15 protein-coding genes and 1 pseudogene are annotated in these 21546 nt (G+C 73.8%); all 16 read right to left on the reverse strand.

The genetic code is table 11. The annotated features are described in order from the left end of the window. On the reverse strand, positions 1 to 295 hold a 295-nt coding region (locus VM95_RS23340; protein ID WP_244178911.1), incomplete at its 3' end, for a thiamine pyrophosphate-binding protein. Between the two features lie 340 nt (positions 296 to 635). Further along, positions 636 to 3572 (reverse strand): putative bifunctional diguanylate cyclase/phosphodiesterase, encoded by a 2937-nt coding sequence (locus VM95_RS23345; protein ID WP_045700052.1) that lies wholly within the window; start codon positions 3570 to 3572, stop codon positions 636 to 638. 499 nt (positions 3573 to 4071) lie between these two features. Further along, positions 4072 to 7113, reverse strand: coding sequence for a helix-turn-helix transcriptional regulator (locus tag VM95_RS45290; protein ID WP_279616848.1), 3042 nt, complete (start codon positions 7111 to 7113; stop codon positions 4072 to 4074). Between the two features lie 131 nt (positions 7114 to 7244). Further along, positions 7245 to 7403: a hypothetical protein gene (locus VM95_RS42715; RefSeq protein WP_157882173.1), complete on the reverse strand. Its 159-nt coding sequence runs from the start codon at positions 7401 to 7403 to the stop codon at positions 7245 to 7247. Between the two features lie 303 nt (positions 7404 to 7706). After that, positions 7707 to 9218 carry an Asp-tRNA(Asn)/Glu-tRNA(Gln) amidotransferase subunit GatB gene (gene gatB / locus VM95_RS23355; RefSeq protein WP_045700019.1) on the reverse strand — a complete coding sequence of 504 codons (1512 nt, stop codon included), beginning with the start codon at positions 9216 to 9218 and terminating at the stop codon, positions 7707 to 7709. 75 nt (positions 9219 to 9293) lie between these two features. Continuing rightward, on the reverse strand, positions 9294 to 9533 hold the full coding sequence (locus tag VM95_RS23360) for a hypothetical protein (protein ID WP_045700020.1): 240 nt from the start codon (positions 9531 to 9533) through the stop codon (positions 9294 to 9296). Then, positions 9530 to 11029, reverse strand: a complete 1500-nt coding sequence (gene gatA, locus VM95_RS23365) for an Asp-tRNA(Asn)/Glu-tRNA(Gln) amidotransferase subunit GatA (protein WP_107073064.1) — start codon at positions 11027 to 11029, stop codon at positions 9530 to 9532. The genes VM95_RS23360 and gatA overlap by 4 nt, the downstream gene beginning before the upstream one ends. Positions 11030 to 11043: 14 nt before the next feature. Further along, positions 11044 to 11340, reverse strand: coding sequence for an Asp-tRNA(Asn)/Glu-tRNA(Gln) amidotransferase subunit GatC (gene gatC, locus VM95_RS23370; RefSeq protein WP_030057414.1), 297 nt, complete (start codon positions 11338 to 11340; stop codon positions 11044 to 11046). Positions 11341 to 11893: 553 nt separating this feature from the next. Further along, positions 11894 to 13510: pseudogene (locus tag VM95_RS23375) on the reverse strand (putative bifunctional diguanylate cyclase/phosphodiesterase); the annotation flags it as partial. Between the two features lie 373 nt (positions 13511 to 13883). Further along, a complete protein-coding gene (gene ligA / locus VM95_RS23380; RefSeq protein WP_045700022.1) occupies positions 13884 to 16178 on the reverse strand; it encodes an NAD-dependent DNA ligase LigA in 2295 nt (764 codons plus the stop codon). 19 nt (positions 16179 to 16197) lie between these two features. Further along, positions 16198 to 17235: a methionine synthase gene (locus tag VM95_RS23385; protein WP_045700023.1), complete on the reverse strand. Its 1038-nt coding sequence runs from the start codon at positions 17233 to 17235 to the stop codon at positions 16198 to 16200. A 26-nt stretch (positions 17236 to 17261) separates the two neighbouring features. After that, on the reverse strand, positions 17262 to 17951 hold the full coding sequence (locus VM95_RS23390) for an SDR family oxidoreductase (RefSeq protein WP_045700024.1): 690 nt from the start codon (positions 17949 to 17951) through the stop codon (positions 17262 to 17264). A 13-nt stretch (positions 17952 to 17964) separates the two neighbouring features. After that, complete coding sequence (locus VM95_RS23395) at positions 17965 to 18489, reverse strand: LOG family protein (RefSeq protein ID WP_045700025.1); 525 nt, start codon at positions 18487 to 18489, stop codon at positions 17965 to 17967. Between the two features lie 44 nt (positions 18490 to 18533). Beyond that, positions 18534 to 19091 carry a Uma2 family endonuclease gene (locus VM95_RS23400; RefSeq protein WP_045700026.1) on the reverse strand — a complete coding sequence of 186 codons (558 nt, stop codon included), beginning with the start codon at positions 19089 to 19091 and terminating at the stop codon, positions 18534 to 18536. Between the two features lie 40 nt (positions 19092 to 19131). After that, positions 19132 to 20268, reverse strand: a complete 1137-nt coding sequence (gene mnmA / locus VM95_RS23405; RefSeq protein ID WP_208615518.1) for a tRNA 2-thiouridine(34) synthase MnmA — start codon at positions 20266 to 20268, stop codon at positions 19132 to 19134. Between the two features lie 49 nt (positions 20269 to 20317). Continuing rightward, positions 20318 to 21499: a cysteine desulfurase family protein gene (locus tag VM95_RS23410; RefSeq protein WP_045700027.1), complete on the reverse strand. Its 1182-nt coding sequence runs from the start codon at positions 21497 to 21499 to the stop codon at positions 20318 to 20320. Between the last annotated feature and the right edge of the window lie 47 nt (positions 21500 to 21546).

Here is a 21546-nt window from a genome sequence, read left to right on the forward strand (position 1 = left end):
AGGTGGCCATGCAGACCCCGACCCGGCCGGTGGCCTGGGCGTAGCCGGTGGCGGCGTGGCCGGCGCCCTGCTCGTGCCGGACCAGGATGTGGCGGACCTTGGCGGAGTCCATCAGCGGGTCGTACGCGGGAAGGATGGCCCCGCCCGGGATGCCGAAGACGGTGTCCGCGCCCACGGCCTCCAGCGAGCGGATGAGCGACTGGGCGCCGGTCATGGTCTCGACGACGTGCTGGGGAGCGGGAGCGTGGGCGGCCGGGGCGTCCCCGCGGCGGGGGGATGCGGCGTGCTCAGTCATCTGCCTGTCTCTTCTCGGGTTCTGCCGACCCGGTGCTACGGGCCCCGGTGGTGCGAGGGGTGGGGTCCCGGTCCGGGCCGATCGCCGGCTCTGCCTCGATCCTCCTCCCGAAGCGGCCGAATCTCACGAATCGGGCCGAATCGGGCGGTCGAGGCGGGGGTCTTGCGGGGATCGAACAGCGTCGGTGCAACAAAAAACCCCTCGTGCCCAAGGGCATGCGAGGGGTGGCGCGTCGGTCTGTCACGAGCGGGGCTTGGAAGCCCGCTCAGCCGACGCGCCCGCCAAGTACGAGAATTCGGGTGCGCATGGCAACGACCTTCCTCCGGTCCGGGGTCGCATGTCAAGCAGGTGGGATGACCGTCTCGCCATTCGGACCGGCTGCCGGACCGCCGGCGGCCCGGTGTTCGGGCAGGTCGGAGGGCTCCTGGCGGCCTGCGCCACGCCCCGGCGCGGCCTCGGTACGGCCACTCGTCCGGGTGTCCGGGGCGGCCGGCACGCGGCGGGCGGGCGGCGCGCCGGGCTGCCGGGGCACCGGGTAGCCGCGGCGGGCCAGGGCGCGGCGCAGCCGGGGCTCGTCCAGCGGCGGGGCGAACACCGAGCCCTGCGCCTGCCGGCAGCCCAGCTCCTGCAGGACGGCGAGCTGCCGGGGCAGGTCCACGCCCTCGGCGGCGGTGGTCATGCCGAGGTCGCGGCCGAGCCGCAGGGCGTGCCCGGCCAGGGTGCGGCCGACCGCGGACCCGCCGAGGTCCTGGACCAGGGTGCGGTCCAGCTTGAGCCCGTCGAAGGGCAGCCGGGCGAGCGCCCCGAGCGAGCCGCCGCCGGCGCCGTAGCCGGCCAGCCAGGTGGAGACGCCGAGCCGGCGCAGCGCGGCGAGCCGGCGGCCGAGCTCGTCGGCGGTCGCGTCCGGGCCCATCCGGGCCACCTCGATCACCAGTTCGTCGGCCGGCAGCCGGGTGTCGCGCAGCGCGGCGGCGACCGTCTCGTACACGCCGGGCGTGCACAGCCGCTCGGCGGAGAGCCGGACGGCCACCGGGACGGCCGCGGGCGCGCCGCGGCCCCGGCCGGGCAGGCCGCGCCGGCCGGCGGCCGCGGCGACGGCCTCCTGGATCAGCCAGCGGGCGAAGCGGGTGGCGGCGTCGCCGTGCTCGGCCGAGCGCAGGAACTCGGCGGGGGTGAGCAGCAGGCCGCCCGCCGAGCGCCAGCGGGCCTGTGCCTCGACGCCGGCGACCGAGCCGGTGGCGAGGTCCACCACGGGCTGGTGGAGCAGCGTGAAGCCGCCCTCCCGGACGGCCACCCGCAGCCGCTCGTCCAGCTCGCTGCGGCGCTCCAGGTCGGCGCGCATGGCCGGGGTGTAGAGCACCACCCGGCCCTTGCCCTCGGACTTGGCCCGGTACATCGCGAGGTCGGCGTTGCGCATCAGCTCGTCGGCGGCGGCCCGCGGGTCGGCGGCCGGGCCGCGCTCGGGGGTGCCGAAGGCGATGCCGATGCTGGCGGCGACGCCGAGTTCGGCGCCGCCGATCCAGTACGGCTCGGAGAGCGCGACCCGCAGCCGTTCGGCGAGCTCCTGGACCTGGAGGCGGCCGAGCGGGCCGCAGACCAGCGCGGCGAACTCGTCGCCGCCGAACCGGGCGACGGTGTCCCCGCTGCGGACGGCGCCCTTCAGCCGGCGGGCGGCCCGGACGAGCAGTTCGTCGCCGACCTGGTGGCCGGCGCTGTCGTTGACGGCCTTGAAGCCGTCCAGGTCGAGGAAGAGCACCGCGACGCCGGCCCCCGCCTCGTTCTGCTGTCCGCGTGCGCCGAGGGCGCCGCGCAGCCGCTGGGTGAACAGCGCCCGGTTGGGCAGGTCGGTGAGCGGGTCGTGGAAGGCGTTGTGCTGCAACTGGGCCTGCAGCATGACGCGTTCGGTGACGTCCCGGCTGTTGAGCAGCAGGCCGTCGCGGTGCCGGCTGACGGTGGACTCGACGTGCAGCCACTCGCCGCCGCCGGAGCCGATCCGGCACTCCACCCGGGCCGAGGACTCCGCGGTGCCGGGGCTGCGGTGCGCGGTGAGCCGGACCCGGGCGAGGTAGCGACGGACCTCGGAGAGCACCCGGTCCAGGTCCTCGGGGTGGACGAGGTCGAGCAGGTTGCCGCCGACCAGCTCCTCCGGGTCCCGCCCGTAGACGCCGAGCGCGGCCGGGGACACGTACGAGAGCACGCCGTTCGCGCCGGCGATCATGATGACGTCGCTGGAGCCCTGCACCAGGGAGCGGAAGTGCGCCTCCTTGTGGGCGAGTTCCTGCGCGAGCGACAGGTTGTCGAGCAGCATCACCCCCTGCCGCAGGATCAGCGCCAGGCCGACGGTGCACGCGGCGGCGGCCACCACGCGGTCCAACTCCCGCCCGCCGAGGGCGTTGTAGAGGATCCCGGCGGTGCACACCGCGGCCGCCGCGTACGGCGTGAGCGCGCTGAAGGTGGTGGCGACCCGGCGGCGCGGCAGGCCGCCGGCCGAGGGGTGCTCGCGCAGCGGGCGGCGCCAGCGCGGGGACCACGGCGCCCAGGCGAGCAGCAGGCTGCCGGAGAACCAGCCGGCGTCCAGCAGTTCGCCGGAGTGGTAGCTGTTGTGCAGCGTCGGGGAGGTCCACAGCGCGTCGCACAGGACGGTGACGGCGAGCGCGACCATCGCGGTGTGCACGGCCGCCCGGTTGCCGTCGCGGCCGCCGAAGCGCAGGCCGACCACCAGGCTGACCAGCAGGATGTCCAGCACCGGGTAGGCCAGGTTGAGCGCGATGTGCAGCGGGGAGCCGTTCTCGCCGGCCGCGATCCGGCCGAGGGCCAGGCTCCAGCTGAGGGTGAACAGCGAGCCGGCGATCAGCCAGCCGTCGAGCAGCAGGCAGAGCCAGCCGGCGGCCGAGCGGGGGTGCTGGGCGAGCACCAGGACGCCGGTGATCGCGAGCGGGGCGAACAGCAGGAAGGCGTACTCGGCGAGCGAGTCCTGCGGCAGCGGTCTGCGCACGACCAGCTCGTACCAGCCCCAGGTGCCGTTGCCGAAGGCGACCATGAGCGAGGAGAGGCCGAACAGCAGCCAGGCCGGGCGGGCGTGCCCACCGACCGTGCAGCCGTACACCAGGCAGGACAGGGCGGCCGCGAGGGCCGCCGCGGCCAGCCCGAAGTCGCCCATGAAGATGGAGAGTTGGGGCGAGCCCCAGTCGGCGGCGGCGCCCAGCGCGTAGGCTCCGCAGAGGCCGCCGAGGACGAGGCCGGGCAGCGCGCGGCTGTGCCGGAACCGGCGCAGCACCCCCGGGCGGACGGGCGGCGGGGCGGCGGCCGGGCCGGGCGCGGACGCGTCGACGGGCGCGGACCCCTCGATGGTCGGCGGGCCCGGGCGTCCGGCTCCGGGCAGCACCGTATCGGTGGAGCTCACTGGACCTCTCCCCCTCCGACCCGGGGCCCGGCGCCCCGGTCGCGGACCACCGGCCGCGCACCTCTCGGCCGTACGCGGCGACCCGGCGCCCCGTCAGGACGGCGGCCCAGGGGGCGGGCGGCCGGTCGGCCACCGCACCGCACCGATGCTCCCGGACGGGACCCTACACCAATTCCGTCACTCAATGACACGCACACTCAACTTAGAGTAATGGCGAGTGGGTGGGGTGATGCATCCGATTCGAGCGGATCGGCCCGGTTGGCGGCGGCGCGCGGGCGGGGGCTCACGCGACGCGCACGGGAGCGCGCGGCGGCGCTCGAACAACCGGAACGGCCCCCGACCGTCCAGGTCAGGGGCCGTTCCGGGGCGCCGGTCAGCTGCCGGCGGGGGCCAGGTCGTCCGGGAACAACCGCAACCGGTGCGCCAGCGCGGCCGCCTCGCCCCGGCCGGCGACCGAGAGCTTGCCGAGGATGTTGGACACGTGCACGCTTGCGGTCTTCGGAGAGATGTACAGCTCCTCGGCGATCTGCCGGTTCGTCCAGCCGCGCGCGAGCAGTCGGAGCACGTCCCGCTCACGGGGGGTGAGGCCGAAGGAGTCCCCGACCGAGGGGGCGGGCGCCGCCGCGGCGGCGGGCCGCTCGCCCGCGGCGAGGTCCAGCCCGCCCCGCTCGACCAGCCCGGCGATCCGCGCCGCCAGCAGCCGGTCGCCCCGGCCGGACGCCAGTTCGCGGGCCTCGCGCAGCAGTTCGGCCGCGGCCTCGCGCCGGCCGGCGACCAGCTCCGCCTCGCCGGCCCGCGCCAGGGCGAGCGCCAGCGGGTGCGGCAGGCCGGTCGTCCGCAGCAGCGCGACCGCCTCCGCCCACTGCTCCGGGGTGTCGGCGCCCTCGGCCCGGGCCAGTTCGGCCTCCAGCAGCCGGGCCCAGCCGTGGTGCAGCGGCGCCCGCGGCCGCAGCTCGGCGGCGGCCGCGGCGATCGCGGCCAGCGCCTCGGCGCGGCCCGGACCGGCCTGCGGCAGGCCCCGGTTGTCCGCCTCCACCGTCGCGCCCTCGACCAGCAGCGGGTAGACGTCGGACTCGTAGCCGAGCCGCTGCTCCCGCCCCAGCTCGGCGAGCAGTTCGGCGCGGGCGTCCAGCGGCCGCCCGCCGTGCGCGGCGAGCGCCACCGCGAGCCGGCTGATCGGCACGGTGTGCTGCACCTCGCCCTGCCGGTCGCTGGCCCGGGCACGGGCCAGCGCGGTCGCCGCGCCCGCCAGGTCACCGTTCAGCAGGGCGAGGTCGCCGCGTATCCGGTCCAGGAACTCGACATGGCCGTCGGTCAGCCCGGTCGCCTCGCAAGCGGCCAGCACTTCCGCGGCCTCGTCGAGCCGGCCGAGGTCGACCAGCGCCTCCAGCAGGTTGCCGGACAGGATGCTGCCGATGTTGCGCAGCAGCCCGTTGCCGTCCGCGAACTCCAGGCCCTCCCGGGCCAGCGCGACCGCCTCCTCGGGCCGGCCCAGCCCGCGCCGCATGTTGGCGAGGTTGTTGATGCCGCGCAGCAGCACGTCGGGCACGCCCAGGGTGCGGGCCCGGTCGACGGCGCCGGCGAGCTCGGCCAGCCCGCCCTCGGTGTCGCCCAGCACGTCGTAGCGCAGGTAGCCGAGGGTCATCCGGGCGTGCAGCTCGACCGAGTGCGCGCCGACCTCCTCGGCGATCCGGATCGCCCGCTCCGCCAGCTCGATGTGCTCGGGCCCCGGGCCCTTGATCACCCCGCGCCCGGCGCTGAGCGCGAACACGTCGGCCTGCACGGCGGACGGCGGCAGGTGCTCGACCAGCCGCAGCGCGTAGTCGATCTCCTCGTTGCTGCCGGACCGCCGCAGGCTGTCGAGCATCCGGGACCGGTTGATGTGGAACCAGGCCGCGCGCAGCGGGTGCGCCGCCTCGTCCACCAGCCGCAGCCCGCGCCGGGCCAGGCTCAGGCCGCGCTCGCGGTCGCCGCTGCGCCGGGCCGCGACCACGGCCTCGGCCAGCACGTCGACGAGCTGGATGCTCTCGCAGTCGTCGGCGCCGTGGTCGCAGGAGCCGGGCGGGTAGGTCTCGGCCCAGTCGTACGGCCGCAGGGTGTTCGCCAGCACCTCCTCGGAGACCGCGTCCCACAGCTCCAACGCCCGCTCCAGCATGCCGAGTTGTTCGGCGAAGGCATTGCGGCGGCGGGCCGCGCGGGCGGCCTCCAGGGCGGCCGGCAGGGCGCGCGCCGGGTCGTGCGCGTGGTACCAGTAGTTGGCGAGCCGTGCGGGCAGCGCGTCGCCCGGGACGAGCAGCGGCTCGGCCTCCACGGCGAGCGCGAACTTGCGGTTGATCCGGTGCCGTTCGCCCGGCAGCAGGTCGTCCGAGACGGCCTCGCGGACCAGCGCGTGCCGGAAGCAGTAGCCCTCGCCGTCACCGTCCAGCCGCAGGATGTTGGCGCCGACCGCCGCCCGCAGCGACTCGATCAGCGCCTCCTCGTCGTCGGCCAGGACGGCCGCCAGCAGGGCGTGCTCGACCCGGGACCCGCCCTCGGCGGCGATCTTCACGACCCGCTGGGCGTCCTCGTCCAGGCCCTCGACCCGCACCAGCAGCATGTCCCGCAGCGAGTCGGTGAGCCCGGCGCCGACGCCGTCCTGCACGGCGGTGGCCAACTCCTCGACGAAGAACGGGTTCCCCTCGGAGCGGCGGTGGATGCGGTCCACCAGCTGCCGGTCGGGGGCGGTGGTGCCGAGGATGCCGGCCAGCTGGGCGGCGACCTCGCGGCGGCCGAAGCGCGCCAGCTCCAGCCGCTGGACGGTGCGCAGCCGCTCCAGCTCGGCGAGGAAGGGGCGCAGCGGGTGCCGGCGGTGCAGGTCGTCGGTGCGGTAGGTGGCGACCAGCAGCACCCGGGAGCGGTGCAGGGTGCGCACCAGGAAGGCGAACAGCTCGCGGGTCGAGCGGTCGGACCAGTGCAGGTCCTCGATGGCCAGGACGAGGGTACGGTCCGCGCCGAGCCGCTCGAACAGCCTCGCGGTGTGCTCGAACAGCCGGGCCCGGCCGTACTCGTCGTTCGGCTCGCCGTCCGCCTCGCCGAACTCCGGCAGCAGCCGGGCGAGATGGCCCTCGCTGCCGGCGGCGGCACCCTCCAGCTCGGCGCCCAGCGCGCGGTGCAGCCGGCGCAGCGCGGCGGCCAGCGGCGCGTACGGCAGGCCCTCGGCGCCGACCTCCAGACAGCTGCCCAGGGTGGTGAGCGCACCGGCGTCGCCGGCCCGGCACAGGAACTCCTCCAGCAGCCGGGTCTTGCCGACGCCCGCCTCGCCGCCGATCAGGATGGCCTGCGGGCTACCGGTGCCGGCCCGCCGCAGCGCGTCGGTCAGCTCGGTGATCTCGCTGCCGCGGCCGACGAAGACGGGACTGACCGATATCTGCTGCATGGAGGCGAGCATGCCATAGCCGGAGCCGCCGGTGAGAGGGGTATTCACCCGCGGCGAACGCCCGGAGGGGGAGGCGCCGTTCGGCGTCTCCCCCTCCGGGATGTCCTCGGCACCTTCGCGGTGCCCGGCGGTCAGCATTCCCGCTGCTTCACGGGGCGGCGCTGGAAGCGCGCGGCGACGGGACGGCGCTGCAGGCGTCGCGCCTGGCGGGCCTCGCGCACCAGGCGCTCGTGTTCGGCGCGCTCGGCGAGCTCGTGGGCCTGGTGCTGGATGAGCTGGTACTCGATCACTTCGGGTTCCCCTTTGTGGGTTTCACTGCGTTTCCCTGACATGTAAGAGCTTCCTCTCCCAGGAGGGGGTGCCACATCGGGAGCCTGCCCGATGTTTCGAAGGCGGGATGCCTTAGATCGGGCCCTGGAAAAGGTTTAAGGCCCTGCCTCACCTCGATCTGGAGGTGAGACAGGGCCTTAGGCCTTACTTAGAGGGCCTTAGACGCCTTAGATGCCTTAGGAAGGCGGGCTTGACGGCCTAGGACCCCTCAGGACGCTCGGGATACCCGGGCTCAGGCAGCGCCGAGCTTCTCCAGGCTGTGCTTACTGGCCTTCCGCGGCAAGCCGCTCCAGGATCAGGTCCTTCACGCGCGCCGCGTCCGCCTGGCCGCGGGTGGCCTTCATGACCGCGCCGACCAGCGCGCCCACCGCGGCGACCTTGCCGTCGCGGATCTTGGCGGCGATCGCCTCGTTCTCGGCGATGGCCTGGTCGACGGCCGCGCCCAGCGCGGAGTCGTCCGAGACCACGGCCAGACCGCGCTTCTCGACGACCTCGTCCGGCTCGCCCTCGCCGGCCAGCACGGCCTCGATGACCTGGCGGGCCAGCTTGTCGTTCAGCTTGCCCTCGGCGACCAGCGCGGCCACCCGGGCGACCTGCGCCGGGGTGATCGGCTGCTCGGCCAGCTCAGTGCCGGTCTCGTTGGCGCGGCGGGCCAGCTCGCCCATCCACCACTTGCGGGCCTGGTCGGCCGGGGCACCGGCCGCGATGGTCTCCTGGATCGGCTCCACCGCACCGGCGTTGAGCACCGACTGCATGTCCTTGTCGGACAGGCCCCACTCGGCCTGCAGCCGGGCGCGGCGCACCCGCGGCAGCTCCGGCAGACCGGCGCGCAGCTCCTCGACCCACTCGCGGGCGGGGGCGATCGGCACCAGGTCCGGCTCGGGGAAGTAGCGGTAGTCCTCGGCGTTGTCCTTGATCCGGCCCGAGGTGGTGCTGCCGTCCTCCTCGTGGAAGTGACGGGTCTCCTGGACGATGGTGCCGCCGTCGGTCAGCACGGTCGCGTGCCGCTGGATCTCGAACCGGGCGGCCCGCTCCACGCTGCGCAGCGAGTTGACGTTCTTGGTCTCCGAGCGGGTGCCGAAGGTCTCGGTGCCGTTCGGGCGCAGCGACAGGTTGACGTCGCAGCGCATCTGCCCCTTGTCCATCCGGGCCTCGGAGACGCCCAGCGACTTGATGACCTCGCGCAGCTCGGCCACGTACGCCTTGGCGACCTCGGGGGCACGCTCGCCGGCGCCGACGATCGGCTTGGTGACGATCTCGATCAGCGGGATGCCGGCCCGGTTGTAGTCGAGCAGCGAGTGGGTCGCGCCGTGGATGCGGCCGGTGGCCCCGCCGACGTGGCTGGACTTGCCGGTGTCCTCCTCCATGTGGGCGCGCTCGATCTCCACGCGGAAGGTCGAGCCGTCCTCCAGCTGCACGTCGAGGTAGCCGTTGAAGGCGATCGGCTCGTCGTACTGCGAGGTCTGGAAGTTCTTGGGCATGTCCGGGTAGAAGTAGTTCTTCCGCGCGAACCGGCACCACTCGGCGATCTCGCAGTTCAGCGCCAGACCGATCTTGACGGCCGACTCCACGCCCACCGCGTTGACCACCGGCAGCGAGCCCGGCAGGCCCAGGCAGGTCGGGCAGGTCTGGCTGTTCGGCTCGGCGCCCAGCTCGGTCGAGCACCCGCAGAACATCTTGGTCTTGGTGCCGAGCTCGACGTGGACCTCAAGGCCCATCACCGGGTCGTACGACGCGAGAGCGTCCTCGTAGGAGACCAGGTTCATGACGCTCACAGCGTCCCTTCTCAACTAAAGACTCGGGAGGTACGGGCCCGGCCGCCGCGTCGCGCGGCGGCCGGACCGGGGGCGTCAGCCCTGCAGCACGTCGTCGGAGGCGAGCTGACGCAGCTCGCGCACCAGCAGCGCCGTGCCGGTGATCAGCGCGGCGGCGCCGACCAGGGCGTTGACCAGCTTCAGGGTGTCGCTCTCGTCGCGGGCGCTGCGGACGTCCTTGACGATGGAGATCGCGCCGAACGCGCTGGTGCCGATGGACAGCAGCAGACCGGGCTTGGAGTGCTTCCAACCCTTGGCCTTCTCGATCTTGCTCACAGTGCCGGTGCCTCCTCCAGCAGGGTGTGCCCCCACTTGTCGTTGAGTGCGGCCTCGACGGCGCCGCCCACGCGGTACAGGCGGTCGTCCGCCATCGCGGGCGCGATGATCTGCAGGCCGACCGGGAGATTGTCCTCCGGCGCCAGGCCGACCGGCAGCGACATGGCCGCGTTGCCCGCCAGGTTCGACGGAATCGTGCACAGGTCGGCCAGGTACATCGCCATCGGGTCGTCGGCGCGCTCGCCGATCGGGAAGGCGGTGGTCGGCGTGGTCGGCGAGACCAGGACGTCGACGCCGGCGAAGGCCGTGTCGAAGTCCCGCGAGATGAGCGTGCGGACCTTCTGGGCCGAGCCGTAGTAGGCGTCGTAGTAGCCCGAGGAGAGGGCGTAGGTGCCCAGGATGATGCGGCGCTTGACCTCGTCGCCGAAGCCGGCCTCACGGGTCAGCGCGGTGACGTCCTCGGCCGAGCGCGAGCCGTCGTCGCCGACCCGCAGGCCGTAGCGCATCGCGTCGAAGCGGGCCAGGTTGGAGGAGCACTCGCTCGGCGCGATCAGGTAGTACGCGGGCAGCGCCAGGGTGAACGACGGGCAGGACACCTCGACGACCTCGGCGCCCAGCTCGCGCAGCAGCTCCACCGACTCGTTGAAGCGCTGCATCACGCCGGCCTGGTAGCCCTCGCCGGCGAACTCCTTGACGACGCCGATCCGCATGCCGCGGATGTCGCGCATCTTCGCGGCCTCGACCACGGCCGGGACGGGCGCGTCGATCGAGGTCGAGTCCAGCGGGTCGTGCCCGGCGATGGCCTCGTGCAGCAGCGCCGCGTCCAGCACCGTACGGGCGCACGGGCCGCCCTGGTCCAGGCTGCTGGAGAAGGCGACCAGGCCGTAGCGGGACACCGAGCCGTAGGTCGGCTTCACGCCGACCGTGCCGGTGACGGCGCCGGGCTGGCGGATCGAGCCGCCGGTGTCGGTGCCGATCGCCAGCGGGGCCTCGAAGGCGGCCAGCGCGGCGGCCGAACCGCCGCCGGAGCCGCCGGGGATGCGGGTGAGGTCCCACGGGTTCCCGGTCGGGCCGTAGGCCGAGTTCTCGGTGGAGGAGCCCATCGCGAACTCGTCCATGTTGGTCTTGCCGAGGATGACCACGCCGGCGTCCTTGAGACGGCTCGTCAGCGTGGCGTCGTACGGCGGGATCCAGCCTTCGAGCATCTTCGAACCACAGGTGGTCGGGATGCCCTTGGTGGTGAAGACGTCCTTCAGCGCGAGCGGGACACCGGCCAGCGGGCCCAGCTCCTCGCCCTTGGCGCGCTTCTCGTCGACGGCCTTGGCGGCGTTCAGCGCGCCCTCGGTGTCCACGTGCAGGAAGGCGTTGACCTTCTTGTCGACGGCGTCGATGCGGTCCAGGTGCGCCTGCGCGACCTCGACGGCGGACACCTCGCCCTTGGCGATGGCGGAGGCCGTCTCGGCGGCTGTCCACTTAATGATCGGAGTGGGGATCATCTCGGTCATCTCGGTCAGTCCTCCCCGAGGATCTGCGGCACACGGAAACGCTGCTCCTCGGCGGCGGGGGCGCCGGACAGCGCCTGCTCCGGGGTGAGCGACGGCCGCACCTCGTCCGCGCGCATGACGTTGGTCAGCGGCAGCGGGTGGGAGGTCGGCGGGACGTCCTGTCCGGCGACCTCGGAAACGCGGGCGACCGCGCCGATGATCACGTCGAGCTGCTCGGCGAAGTGGTCCAGCTCTTCGGGCTTCAGCTCAAGACGCGACAGCCGGGCGAGGTGGGCGACCTCCTCGCGCGTGATGCCAGGCATGCAGCGATCCTCAGGGTGAGTTCTGGTGAGGCCCGGCGGCGCCTGCCGGCGTGCCGGGCCCGGGCAGGAGCAGCCGGGTTCGGCGCTCCGTCCTCGTGGTCTTTGGACCCCATCCTATGGGGCGCGGCCCGGCCACCGGCCAACGAGTGACCCCGGAGCCGCGTCACCGCGGCCGCGCACGGCCCCGCCCCCGCTCCCCGACCCACCCGGGGCGCCGGCCGACCGACGGCCGGCCGACACCCGGGGCGGTCTACTGCGGCCGCACGCGGGCCCACCCCTGGGCGCCGGGCGCCTTGAACTCCAGCTGCGCGGCGGACACCGGCTGGGGCCGCGGCGCCGCGGGGAGGTGGTTGACGTGCGGGGCGTGCTGGACCTGCCTGCCGCTCGGCAGGTGCGGAACGAGCGGGACGTGCTGGGCGGCGGCGGCCGGCGGCAGGACCGGGGGCCGGGCCGGCGGAATCACGGGCGGCAGGACGGGCGGCAGCACCGGCTGGACGGCGGCGGCCGCGGGCTGCGCCACCGGCTGGGCGAGCGGCTGCGCCACCGGCTGGATCGCCGGCTTCCCGCAGCCCGGCTGGTTCACCGGCCGGGTGACCGGCGAACCGGCCGGGGCGATGCCCAGCCGCTCCACCGGCGGGGCGCCGGCCGTGCGGTGCACCCGCAGCCAGGCGGTGGCCTGCTCGGCCGGCAGCGCGGCCGACACCAGCCAGCCCTGCACCGCGTCCACGCCCAGCCCGTGCAGCCGCTCCCAGGTCTCGTCGTCCTCGACGCCCTCGGCGACCACCGTCAGCCCGAGCGAGTGGGCGAGCTCCACCGAGCAGCGGACCACCGCCGCGTCGTGGTCGTCGGCGACCATCCGGGAGACGAAGGAGCGGTCGATCTTGAGCTCGCCGACCGGCAGGCTGCGCAGCCGCACCAGCGAGGAGTGCCCGGTGCCGAAGTCGTCCAGGGACATCCCGACGCCGTAGCCGCGCAGTTCGGCCAGGGTGTCGGCGGCGCGGCGGGAGTCGTCCAGCAGCAGCCGCTCGGTGATCTCCAGCTGGAGCGCGTGGGCCGGCACCCGGTGCCGGACGAGGTGCCCGGCGACGCGCTGGGCGAAGCCGGGGTTGAGCACGTCGCGCGGCGAGACGTTCACCGCGACCTGCACCTCCAGGCCCTCCTGGCGCCAGCTGGCGAGCTGGCCGACCGCCGCCTCCAGCACGTAGTCGGTGAGCCGGGGCATCAGGCCGCTGGACTCGGCGAGCCCGACGAACTCGTCCGGCGAGACCCTGCCCTGCCCGGGCCGCTCCCAGCGCAGCAGCGCCTCCAGGCCGACCACCCGGCCGTCGAAGGCCACCTTGGGCTGGTAGTGCAGCTGCACCTCGCCGGTCTCCAGCGCCCGCCGGAGGTCGCCGAGCAGCCCGATCCGGTACGGCGTGTCGACGTCCTGCGCCTCGTCGTACTGGGCGACGCCGCTGCAGCCGCGCTGGGCATGGCCCATCGCGACGTCCGCGCGGCGCAGCAGCGCCTCGGCGTCCTGGGCGTGCTGCGGGTAGACGCAGACCCCGGCGCTGGCCTCCAGGACGAGCAGCAGCCCGTCGAGGCGGATCGGCGCGGCGAGTTCGGCGATGAGCGCCTTGGCGACGCGCTCCAGGCTGTCCGGGCAGTTGATGCCGGGCAGCAGGACGGCGAACTCGTCGCCGCCCATCCGGGCCACCATGGGCCGGCCGCGCCGGTAGTACCGGGGCAGGCCGGCGAAGACGTCGTCGATGGACTCCCGGGTGGCGCTGCCGGCCGGGCCGCCGGAGCGCAGCGCGCGGTGCAGGCGGCGGGCGATGTGCACCAGCAGCCGGTCGCCCGCGGTGTGTCCGAGCGTGTCGTTGAGCGATCGGAACCGATCGAGATCGAGCAGTATCAGACCGACGCTGCACTTCTCGCCGTGCGCGACGATCGCCTCCTGAGCCGCCAGGAGTAACGCCTGACGGTTCGGCAGGTCGGTGAGCGGGTCGGTGAGCTGGTCGCGGGCGCGGTCCCGGGCGATCCGCCAGGCCGCGACCAGCACGGCGAGGGGCACCGCAAACAGCGGCAACAGCTCGGGTTCGTACCGGTAGACCAGGACGGCGAGCGGGATGAGCGGCGCAGCACCGGCCAGCAGTACGCCGAGCAGCAGGACCGCACCTGCCACCCCCTGCGGCGGGCGTGTGGGAGCGCCGCCGGTCGTACGATCCATAAGCCCTGTCCTCCGTCGGGCCCGCCCCGTCAGGCCGCCTTAACGGTGAGGCACCGTGCCGGTACCGACAGCTGCCGGGCATGGAGCGACCCCGAGGAGCCCCGGCTCAGCCGGTGCCCCCACCCCTGCTGACACTCTGTTGCGCTCCAGGGTATGCCGGGGTCCACCCGGTGGGCAGACTTTCGGACAACCGGAAACGCGCCACCGCGCCGGGTACCGCACGGTGAAACAATGCCCGATTTCACGATGCGGCACCCGGTGACGTTGCATCAGGACGATAACAAGACGGATTCGGCCATGTGTTGATCGGGTCGGAACTCCGTCCGTCCGGGGGTCAGGACCCGGCCGGGGCGTCCCCCTTCGGCTCCTCGGCCGCCGCCTCCGGCTCGGGCAGCCCCAGGTGGGCGCGGGCCGCGGCCGGCCCGTCCGCGAGCAGCACGGCGAAGCCGGCGTCGTCGAGGACCGGCAGGCCGAGCTGAACGGCCTTGTCGTACTTGGACCCGGGGTTGTCACCGGCGACCACGAAGTCGGTCTTCTTCGACACCGATCCGGTCACCTTCGCTCCCCGCGAGGTCAGCGCCTCCTTCGCACCGTCCCGGGTGTGCCCGGCCAGCGTGCCCGTGACGACCACCGTCAGGCCCTCCAGCGGGCGCTCCGCCTCCTCCTCGTCCGCGAACTCCTCGACGAAGCGGACGCCGGCGGCACGCCACTTCTCCAGGATGTCGCGGTGCCACTCCTCCTCGTGCCACTCCCTGATCGAGCGCGCGATGGTCGGGCCGACGCCCTCGGCCGCCGCCAGCTCCTCCTCGGTGGCCGAGAAGATCCGGTCCAGGTCGCGGAACTCGCGGGCCAGCTCCTGCGCCGCGACCGGCCCCACGTGCCGGATCGAGAGGCCGTTGAGGAAGCGCCAGAGCGGGCGGTCCTTCGCCGCCTCCAGGTTGTCCAGCAGCGTCCGCAGCGACTTCTTCGGCTCGCCCTTGGTGGTCGCGAAGAAGAAGACCTCCTTCTCCTCGCCGGTCTTGTCGTCCAGCTTGGGCATGCCGGTCTTCTGGTCGCGCACCAGCACCCTGATCGGCAGCAGCTGCTCCTCGGTCAGCCCGAAGACGTCCCCCTCGTTGCGCACCGGCGCCTCGGCCGGCTGCAGCGGCTGGGTCAGCGCGGTGGCCGCGACGTAGCCCAGCCCCTCGACGTCCAGGCAGGACCGCCCGCCGAGGAAGGCGATCCGCTCGCGGATCTGGGCCGGGCAGAACTGCGCGTTGGGGCAGCGCAGGTCGATGTCCCCCTCGGCCATCGGACGCAGCTCGCTGCCGCACTCGGGGCAGTGCGAGGGCATCACGAAGGCCTGCTCGGTGCCGTCCCGCAGGTCGTAGACCGGGCCGAGGATCTCCGGGATGACGTCACCGGCCTTGCGCAGCACCACGGTGTCGCCGAGCAGCACGTCCTTGGCCTTGACGATCTGCTGGTTGTGCAGCGTCGCGTACTGCACCATCGAGCCGGCCACCTTCACCGGCTCGGCCAGCACCGCGTACGGGGTCGCCCGGCCGGTGCGGCCGATGCCGACCTTGATCTCGGCCAGCTTGCCGGTGACCTCCTCCGGCGGGTACTTCCAGGCGATCGCCCAGCGCGGGGACTTGGAGGTCGCGCCGAGCCGGCCCTGCAGGGCGATCTCGTCCACCTTGACCACGACGCCGTCGATCTCGTGCTCGACGGAGTGCCGCTGCTCGCCGAAGTGCTTGATGAAGGCCCGGACTTCGGCGAGCGTGCCGACCACCTTGTTGTGCCGGGCGGTGGGCAGGCCCCAGTCGTGCAGCAGCTGGTACGCGTGCGACTGGTTGTCGATCTCGAAGCCGACCCGGGCGCCGATCCCGTGCACCACCATGTGCAGCGGGCGGGAGGCGGTGACGTGCGGGTCCTTCTGGCGCAGCGAACCGGCCGCCGCGTTGCGGGGGTTCATGAACAGCCGGATCATCGCCCGGGGCCGCTTGCCCTCCTTGGCGCGCTCCTCGTTCTCCTGCCGGCGGCGCTCGTTCTCCTCCGCGAAGGAGGCGTTGAGGGCGTCGAAGGCCTCGGTCGGGAAGTAGACCTCGCCGCGGATCTCCACCAGCTCGGGGACGTTCTCGCCCGCGAGCTGGTGCGGGATCTCCTTGATGGTGCGGACGTTGGCGGTGATGTCCTCGCCGACCCGGCCGTCGCCACGGGTCGCCGCCTGCACCAACTGGCCGTTCTCGTACGTGAGGTTGACGGCCAGGCCGTCCACCTTCAGCTCGCACAGGTAGTGGTAGTCGATGCCGTGCAGCTCGGTGGCGACCCGGTCGGCCCAGGCGCCCAACTCCTCGTCGTCCATCGCGTTGTCGAGGCTGAGCAGCCGCTCGCGGTGCTCGACGGCGGCGAACAGCGCGGTGGGGGCGCCGCCGACCCGCTGCGTCGGCGAGTCCGGCGTGACCAGGGCCGGGTGCTCGGCCTCGATCCCCTCCAGCTCGCGCATCAGCGCGTCGAACTCGGCGTCGCTGACGACCGGCGCGTCCTGCTCGTAGTAGCGGGCGCGGTGGTCGGTGATCTCCACCGACAGCTCGGCGTGCCGCCTGCGCACCTCCGCCGGGACGTCCTCCCAGCCCTCGACAGCCGTCACCGCAAGCCCTCCTACGTTCTCATTCCGGGTTGTCCACCAGGCTCCGCGCCGCCCGCGCCGCGAGCGACAGCGCCCTGCGCGCGTACTCCGGGGACGCCCCGGCCAGCCCGCAGGTCGGCGTCACCAGCACGCGGCGGCCCAGCAGCTCCGGAGCGAACCCGAGCCTGCGCCACAAGGTCCTGATTCCCTGGACACTACCGGCAGGGTCCGACACTGCCTTTGATTGAGAGGCCGGCTGGTCAGTGGCGGGGACGACGCCGGCGAAGATCGCGGTGCCCGCCTCGACCGCCTCGCCCAGGTCGTCGTCCTGGCGCTCGGTGAGCAGCGAGAAGTCGAGCGAGACGCCGGCCACCCCGGCCCGGCGCAGCAGCGGGATCGGGACGTCCGGCGCGCAGGAGTGCACGACCACGGGCGCGTCCAGGCCGCGGACCAGCTCGCGCAGCACCTCCTCGGCCACCTGCCGGTCCACCGGGCGCAGCCGCTGGAAGCCGCTCGCCGTCTTCACCCGGCCGGCCAGCACGGCGGGCAGGGACGGCTCGTCGAGCTGGAGGACGAGGTGCGCGCCGGGGACCCGCTTGCGAACCTCGGCCAGGTGGCGGCGCAGGCCCTCGGTGAGCGAGCCGGCGATGTCCCGGCAGGCGCCGGGGTCGGCCAGCGCCTTCTCGCCGTGCTTCAGCTCGATGGTGGCCGCCAGCGTCCACGGGCCGACCGCCTGCACCTTGAGCGCGCCGCGGTAGTCCTGGGTGAACTCCTCCAGGGCGTCCAGGTCCTCGCCGAGCCAGGAGTGCGCGCGCCGGGTGTCCCGGCCGGGGCGGTCGGCGAAGCGCCAGCCGCTCGGCTCGGTCTGCGCGAACAGCTCGACGAGCAGGCCGGCGCTGCGGCCGATCATGTCCGCCCCCGGCCCGCGGGCCGGCAGCTCGGGCAGGAACGGCAGGTGCTCGAACGCCCCGGTGGCGGTCCTGGCCGCCTCCCGGGCGTCGGTACCGGGCAGCGAACCGACGCCGGTCGCGGCGCCGATCAGGTCGGGGAACTCGGCCAAGGAGTGCTCGTTGCTCACCCCTCCGAGCCTAGTGCCCGGGGGCGTCAGCGCCCCGGGCGGACGGTGATGTCGGTGATCTCCGCGTCCCGCGAGGCGTCCAGCGCGGCGAGGACCGCCTTCGCGACGGACTCCGGGTCGATCCAGCGGTCGGCGTCGTACGCCTTGCCCTCCTGCTGGTGCACCTTCACCTGCATCGCGGTGGCGGTGCGGCCCGGGTAGACGGAGGTGACCCGGACGCCGTTCGCGTGCTCCTCCTGGCGCAGCGAGTCGGCGAGGGCGCGCAGACCGTGCTTGCTGGCGGCGTAGGCCGACCACTCGGCGTGCGCGTGCAGGCCGGCGCCCGAGTTGACGAACACCACGTGGCCCTTGACCAGGCGCAGCGAGGGCAGCAGCAGCCGGGTCAGCTCGGCGGGGGCGACCAGGTTGACGTTCAGCTGCTCCTGCCAGGCCTTGACCGGCAGTTCGCCGACCTGGCCCAGCTCGACCACGCCGGCGACGTGCAGCAGCGAGTCCAGCTCGACGGGCGGCAGCTGGTGCCCGAACGCCCAGGACAGCTTCGCCGGGTCGCCCAGGTCGCCGACCAGGGTCCGCGCCCCGGGGAACCGCTCGCGCAGCTCGGCGGCCCGCCGCGCGTCCCGGGCGAGCAGCCACAGTTCGTCGCCGCGCTCGGCCAGTCGCTCCGCCAGGACGGCGCCGATGCCGGAGCCCGCGCCCGTGATCAGATGTGCAGCCATGGCCCCGATCCTCTCAGGCCTTGAGCTGCTCGAACACCTCGGCGGGCGTGTCGGCGAAGGTGACCAGCTCGGCGAGCGGCTTCGGCAGGAAGCCCTCGGCGTCCATCCGCTCCAGCTGGGTGCGCATGCCGTCGTAGAACCCCTCGGTGTCGAGGACGACGACCGGCTTGTCGAACATCCCGTGCTTCTTCAGCTCCAGCACCTCGGTGACCTCGTCCAGCGTCCCGAGCCCGCCCACGAGCACCACGATCGCGTCCGCCCGGCCCGCCAGCTCGGCCTTGCGCTCCGCGAGATCGGCCGTCCACACCAGCTCGTCCGCCCCGGCGTACGCCTTGTGCCGCAGCATCTCGACCATCACCCCGACGAGCTTCCCGCCCGCCGCCTTGACGTTGTCGGCCAGCAGCCCCATCAGCCCGGCGTCCGACCCGCCCCACACCAGCGTGTGCCCGCCCTCACCCAGCAGCCGCGCGAACTCGGCGGCGGGGGCGGTGTAGCGGTCGTCGAGCGAGTACGCGGAGCAGAAGACGCAGATGTTCATAGTGCTGACTGGTCTATCACGCCCGGCCGCCCCCACTCATCCCCTTAATCCGGGTACGGCACGAGCTCGGACAGGCCCAGGCTGAAGCCGAACGGCTCCGGGACGGTGATCGCGTCCCCGAACTTCCGGTCGCTGCGCGTGTGGTAGCGGTCGTGGTCCGGCTCGGAGAAGAGCGTCACCGTCTGCTGGCGCGGATCGACGATGAGGTAGAGCGGGACGCGCATCACGGCGTAGTCGCGCAGCTTGTCCATCCAGTCGTTGCCCGGGTTGGACGGCGAGACGATCTCCACGGCGATCAGGGCCTCCTCGGCGGGGGCCTTGTTGCCCGGTTGGGAGAGGACCGCCAGCGGGAGGTACGTCAGATCCGGCTCGCGGCCCTTGGAGACGTCCGGGCTGACGATCTCGCTCCGCTCACTGGGCAGGTAGCCGTCCGGGGCGTGCTGCTCGAACTGCCGGCGCACCTGCGCCACGTTGAGCTGGTGGATGTTGGACGGCGACGCCTGCACGATCAGCGTGTCTCCGGACCACTCGATCCGGACGCCGTCCGGGGCGATCCGCTCCAGCTCCTCGATGAAGTCGCGGTGCTGCTCGTAGAAGGTCATGCCGTCCCCTTCGGATGCGGTTTCCCACTGCCCCCGGAGCCTAGGCCTGAAGGGCGGGCCGTTCGGTCGTGGCGATGGTGGCCGAGCCGACGACGCGGGTGCCGTCGTACAGGACCACGGCCTGGCCGGGGGCGATGCCGCGGGCGGGGGTGTCGAGCCGCACCCGCAGTTCGCCGTCGACGACCGCGGCCGTCACCGGCACCTCCTCGCCGTGGGCGCGGAGTTGGGCGGTGTAGCGGCCGTCGACGAGGGGCTCGGTGCCGCACCAGCGGGGGCGGATGGCGGTGAGCCCGACGACGTCGAGGCCTTCGACCGGGCCGACCGTCACGGTGTTGTTCACCGGGGAGATGTCGAGCACGTAGCGCGGCTTGCCGTCCGCCGCCGGGCGGCCGATGCGCAGGCCCTTGCGCTGGCCGATGGTGAAGCCGTAGGCGCCGTCGTGCTCGCCGAGCTTGGTGCCGTCGACGTCGAGGATGTCGCCGGTGGCCGTACCGAGGTGCCGGGCGAGGAAGCCCTGGGTGTCGCCGTCCGCGATGAAGCAGATGTCGTGGCTGTCGGGCTTCTTGGCCACCGCGAGGCCGCGCTGCTCGGCCTCGGCCCGGATGGCGTCCTTGGTGGTGTCGCCGAGCGGGAAGAGGGAGTGGGCGAGCTGGTCCGCGTCCAGCACGCCGAGGACGTACGACTGGTCCTTGGCGCCGTCGACGGCCCGGTGCAGCTCCCGCGAGCCGTCCGGCAGGTCGACGATGCGGGCGTAGTGGCCGGTGCAGACGGCGTCGAAGCCGAGCGCGATCGCCTTGTCGAGCAGGGCCGCGAACTTGATCTTCTCGTTGCAGCGCAGGCACGGGTTGGGCGTGCGGCCGGCGGCGTACTCGGCGACGAAGTCGTCGATGACGTCCTCGCGGAAGCGCTCGGCGAGGTCCCAGACGTAGAACGGGATGCCGATGACGTCGGCCGCCCGCCAGGCGTCGCGGGAGTCCTCGATGGTGCAGCAGCCGCGGGCGCCGGTGCGGAAGGACTGCGGGTTGGCGGAGAGCGCCAGGTGGACGCCGGTCACCTCGTGGCCGGCTTCGACGGCGCGGGCGGCGGCGACGGCGGAGTCGACACCGCCGGACATGGCCGCGAGCACGCGCAGTCGGCCGGTGGACGGGGTGGTCGGGGCGCCCGGGAAGTCAGTCATGGTGACTACAAGGGTACGGGGCGCCCGAACATGCCCGACAGCCGGAGAGTCACCGCCGGACCGAGGCCAGCCCCGCGTTGCGGGCCCGCTGCACGGCCGGCCCGATGGCGTCCGTGAGCGCCGTCACGTCCTCCCGCACCGAGGTGTGCCCGAGCGAGAACCGCAGCGCCGAGCGCGCCAGCAGCGGGTCGACGCCCATCGCGAGCAGCACGTGGCTGGGCTGCGGCACCCCGGCGGAGCAGGCGGAGCCGGTGGAGCACTCGATGCCGGCCGCGTCGAGCAGCATCAGCAGGGCGTCGCCCTCGCAGCCGGGGAAGGAGAAGTGGGCGTTGGCGGGGAGCCGGCCCCCGGCGGCCGGGTCGCCGTTCAGGACGGCGTCGGGGACGGCGGCGAGCACGCCGGCGACGAGCTCGTCGCGCAGTCCGCCGAGCAGGACGGCGTGCTCCTCCCGGTGTTCCACGGCGACGGCCGCGGCGGCGGCGAAGCCGGCGGCGGCGGGGGCGTCCAGGGTCCCGGAGCGGACGTCGCGCTCCTGTCCGCCGCCGTGGAGCAGCGGGACGGGCGTGGCGCCGCGGGTGAGCAGCAGGGCGCCGATGCCGAAGGGCCCGCCGATCTTGTGGCCGGTGACGGTGAGCGCGGTGAGGCCGGACTCGGCGAAGGAGACCGGGACCTGACCGAGCGCCTGCACCGCGTCGGCGTGCATCGGGATGCCGAACTCGGCGGCGACGGCGGCGAGTTCGCGGACGGGCTGGACGGTGCCGACCTCGTTGTTGGCCCACATCACGGTGACCAGGGCGACGGAGGACGGGTCCCGTTCGATCGCGGCGCGCAGGGCTTCGGGGTGCACCCGGCCCAGGGGGTCCACCGGCAGGTACTCGACGTCGGCGCCCTCGTGCTCGGCGAGCCAGTGGACGGCGTCCAGCACCGCGTGGTGCTCGACGGGGCTGCACAGCACCCGGGTGCGGGCCGGGTCGGCGCCGCGGCGGGCCCAGTACAGGCCCTTGACGGCCAGGTTGTCGGACTCGGTGCCGCCGCCGGTGAGGACGATCTCGCTGGGGCGGGCGCCGAGCGACTCGGCCAGCGACTCGCGGGACTCCTCGACCACCCGGCGGGCCCGGCGGCCGGCCGCGTGCAGGGACGAGGCGTTGCCGACCACCCCCAGGTGCGCCGTCATCGCGGCGATCGCCTCGGGCAGCATCGGCGTGGTCGCCGCATGGTCCAGGTATGGCATAACCATCCGATTGTAGAGGGCGGCCGCAAGCAACCGCCGTCGCCTAC

The organism is Streptomyces rubellomurinus, from assembly GCF_000961885.1.
Taxonomy (GTDB): domain Bacteria; phylum Actinomycetota; class Actinomycetes; order Streptomycetales; family Streptomycetaceae; genus Kitasatospora; species Kitasatospora rubellomurina.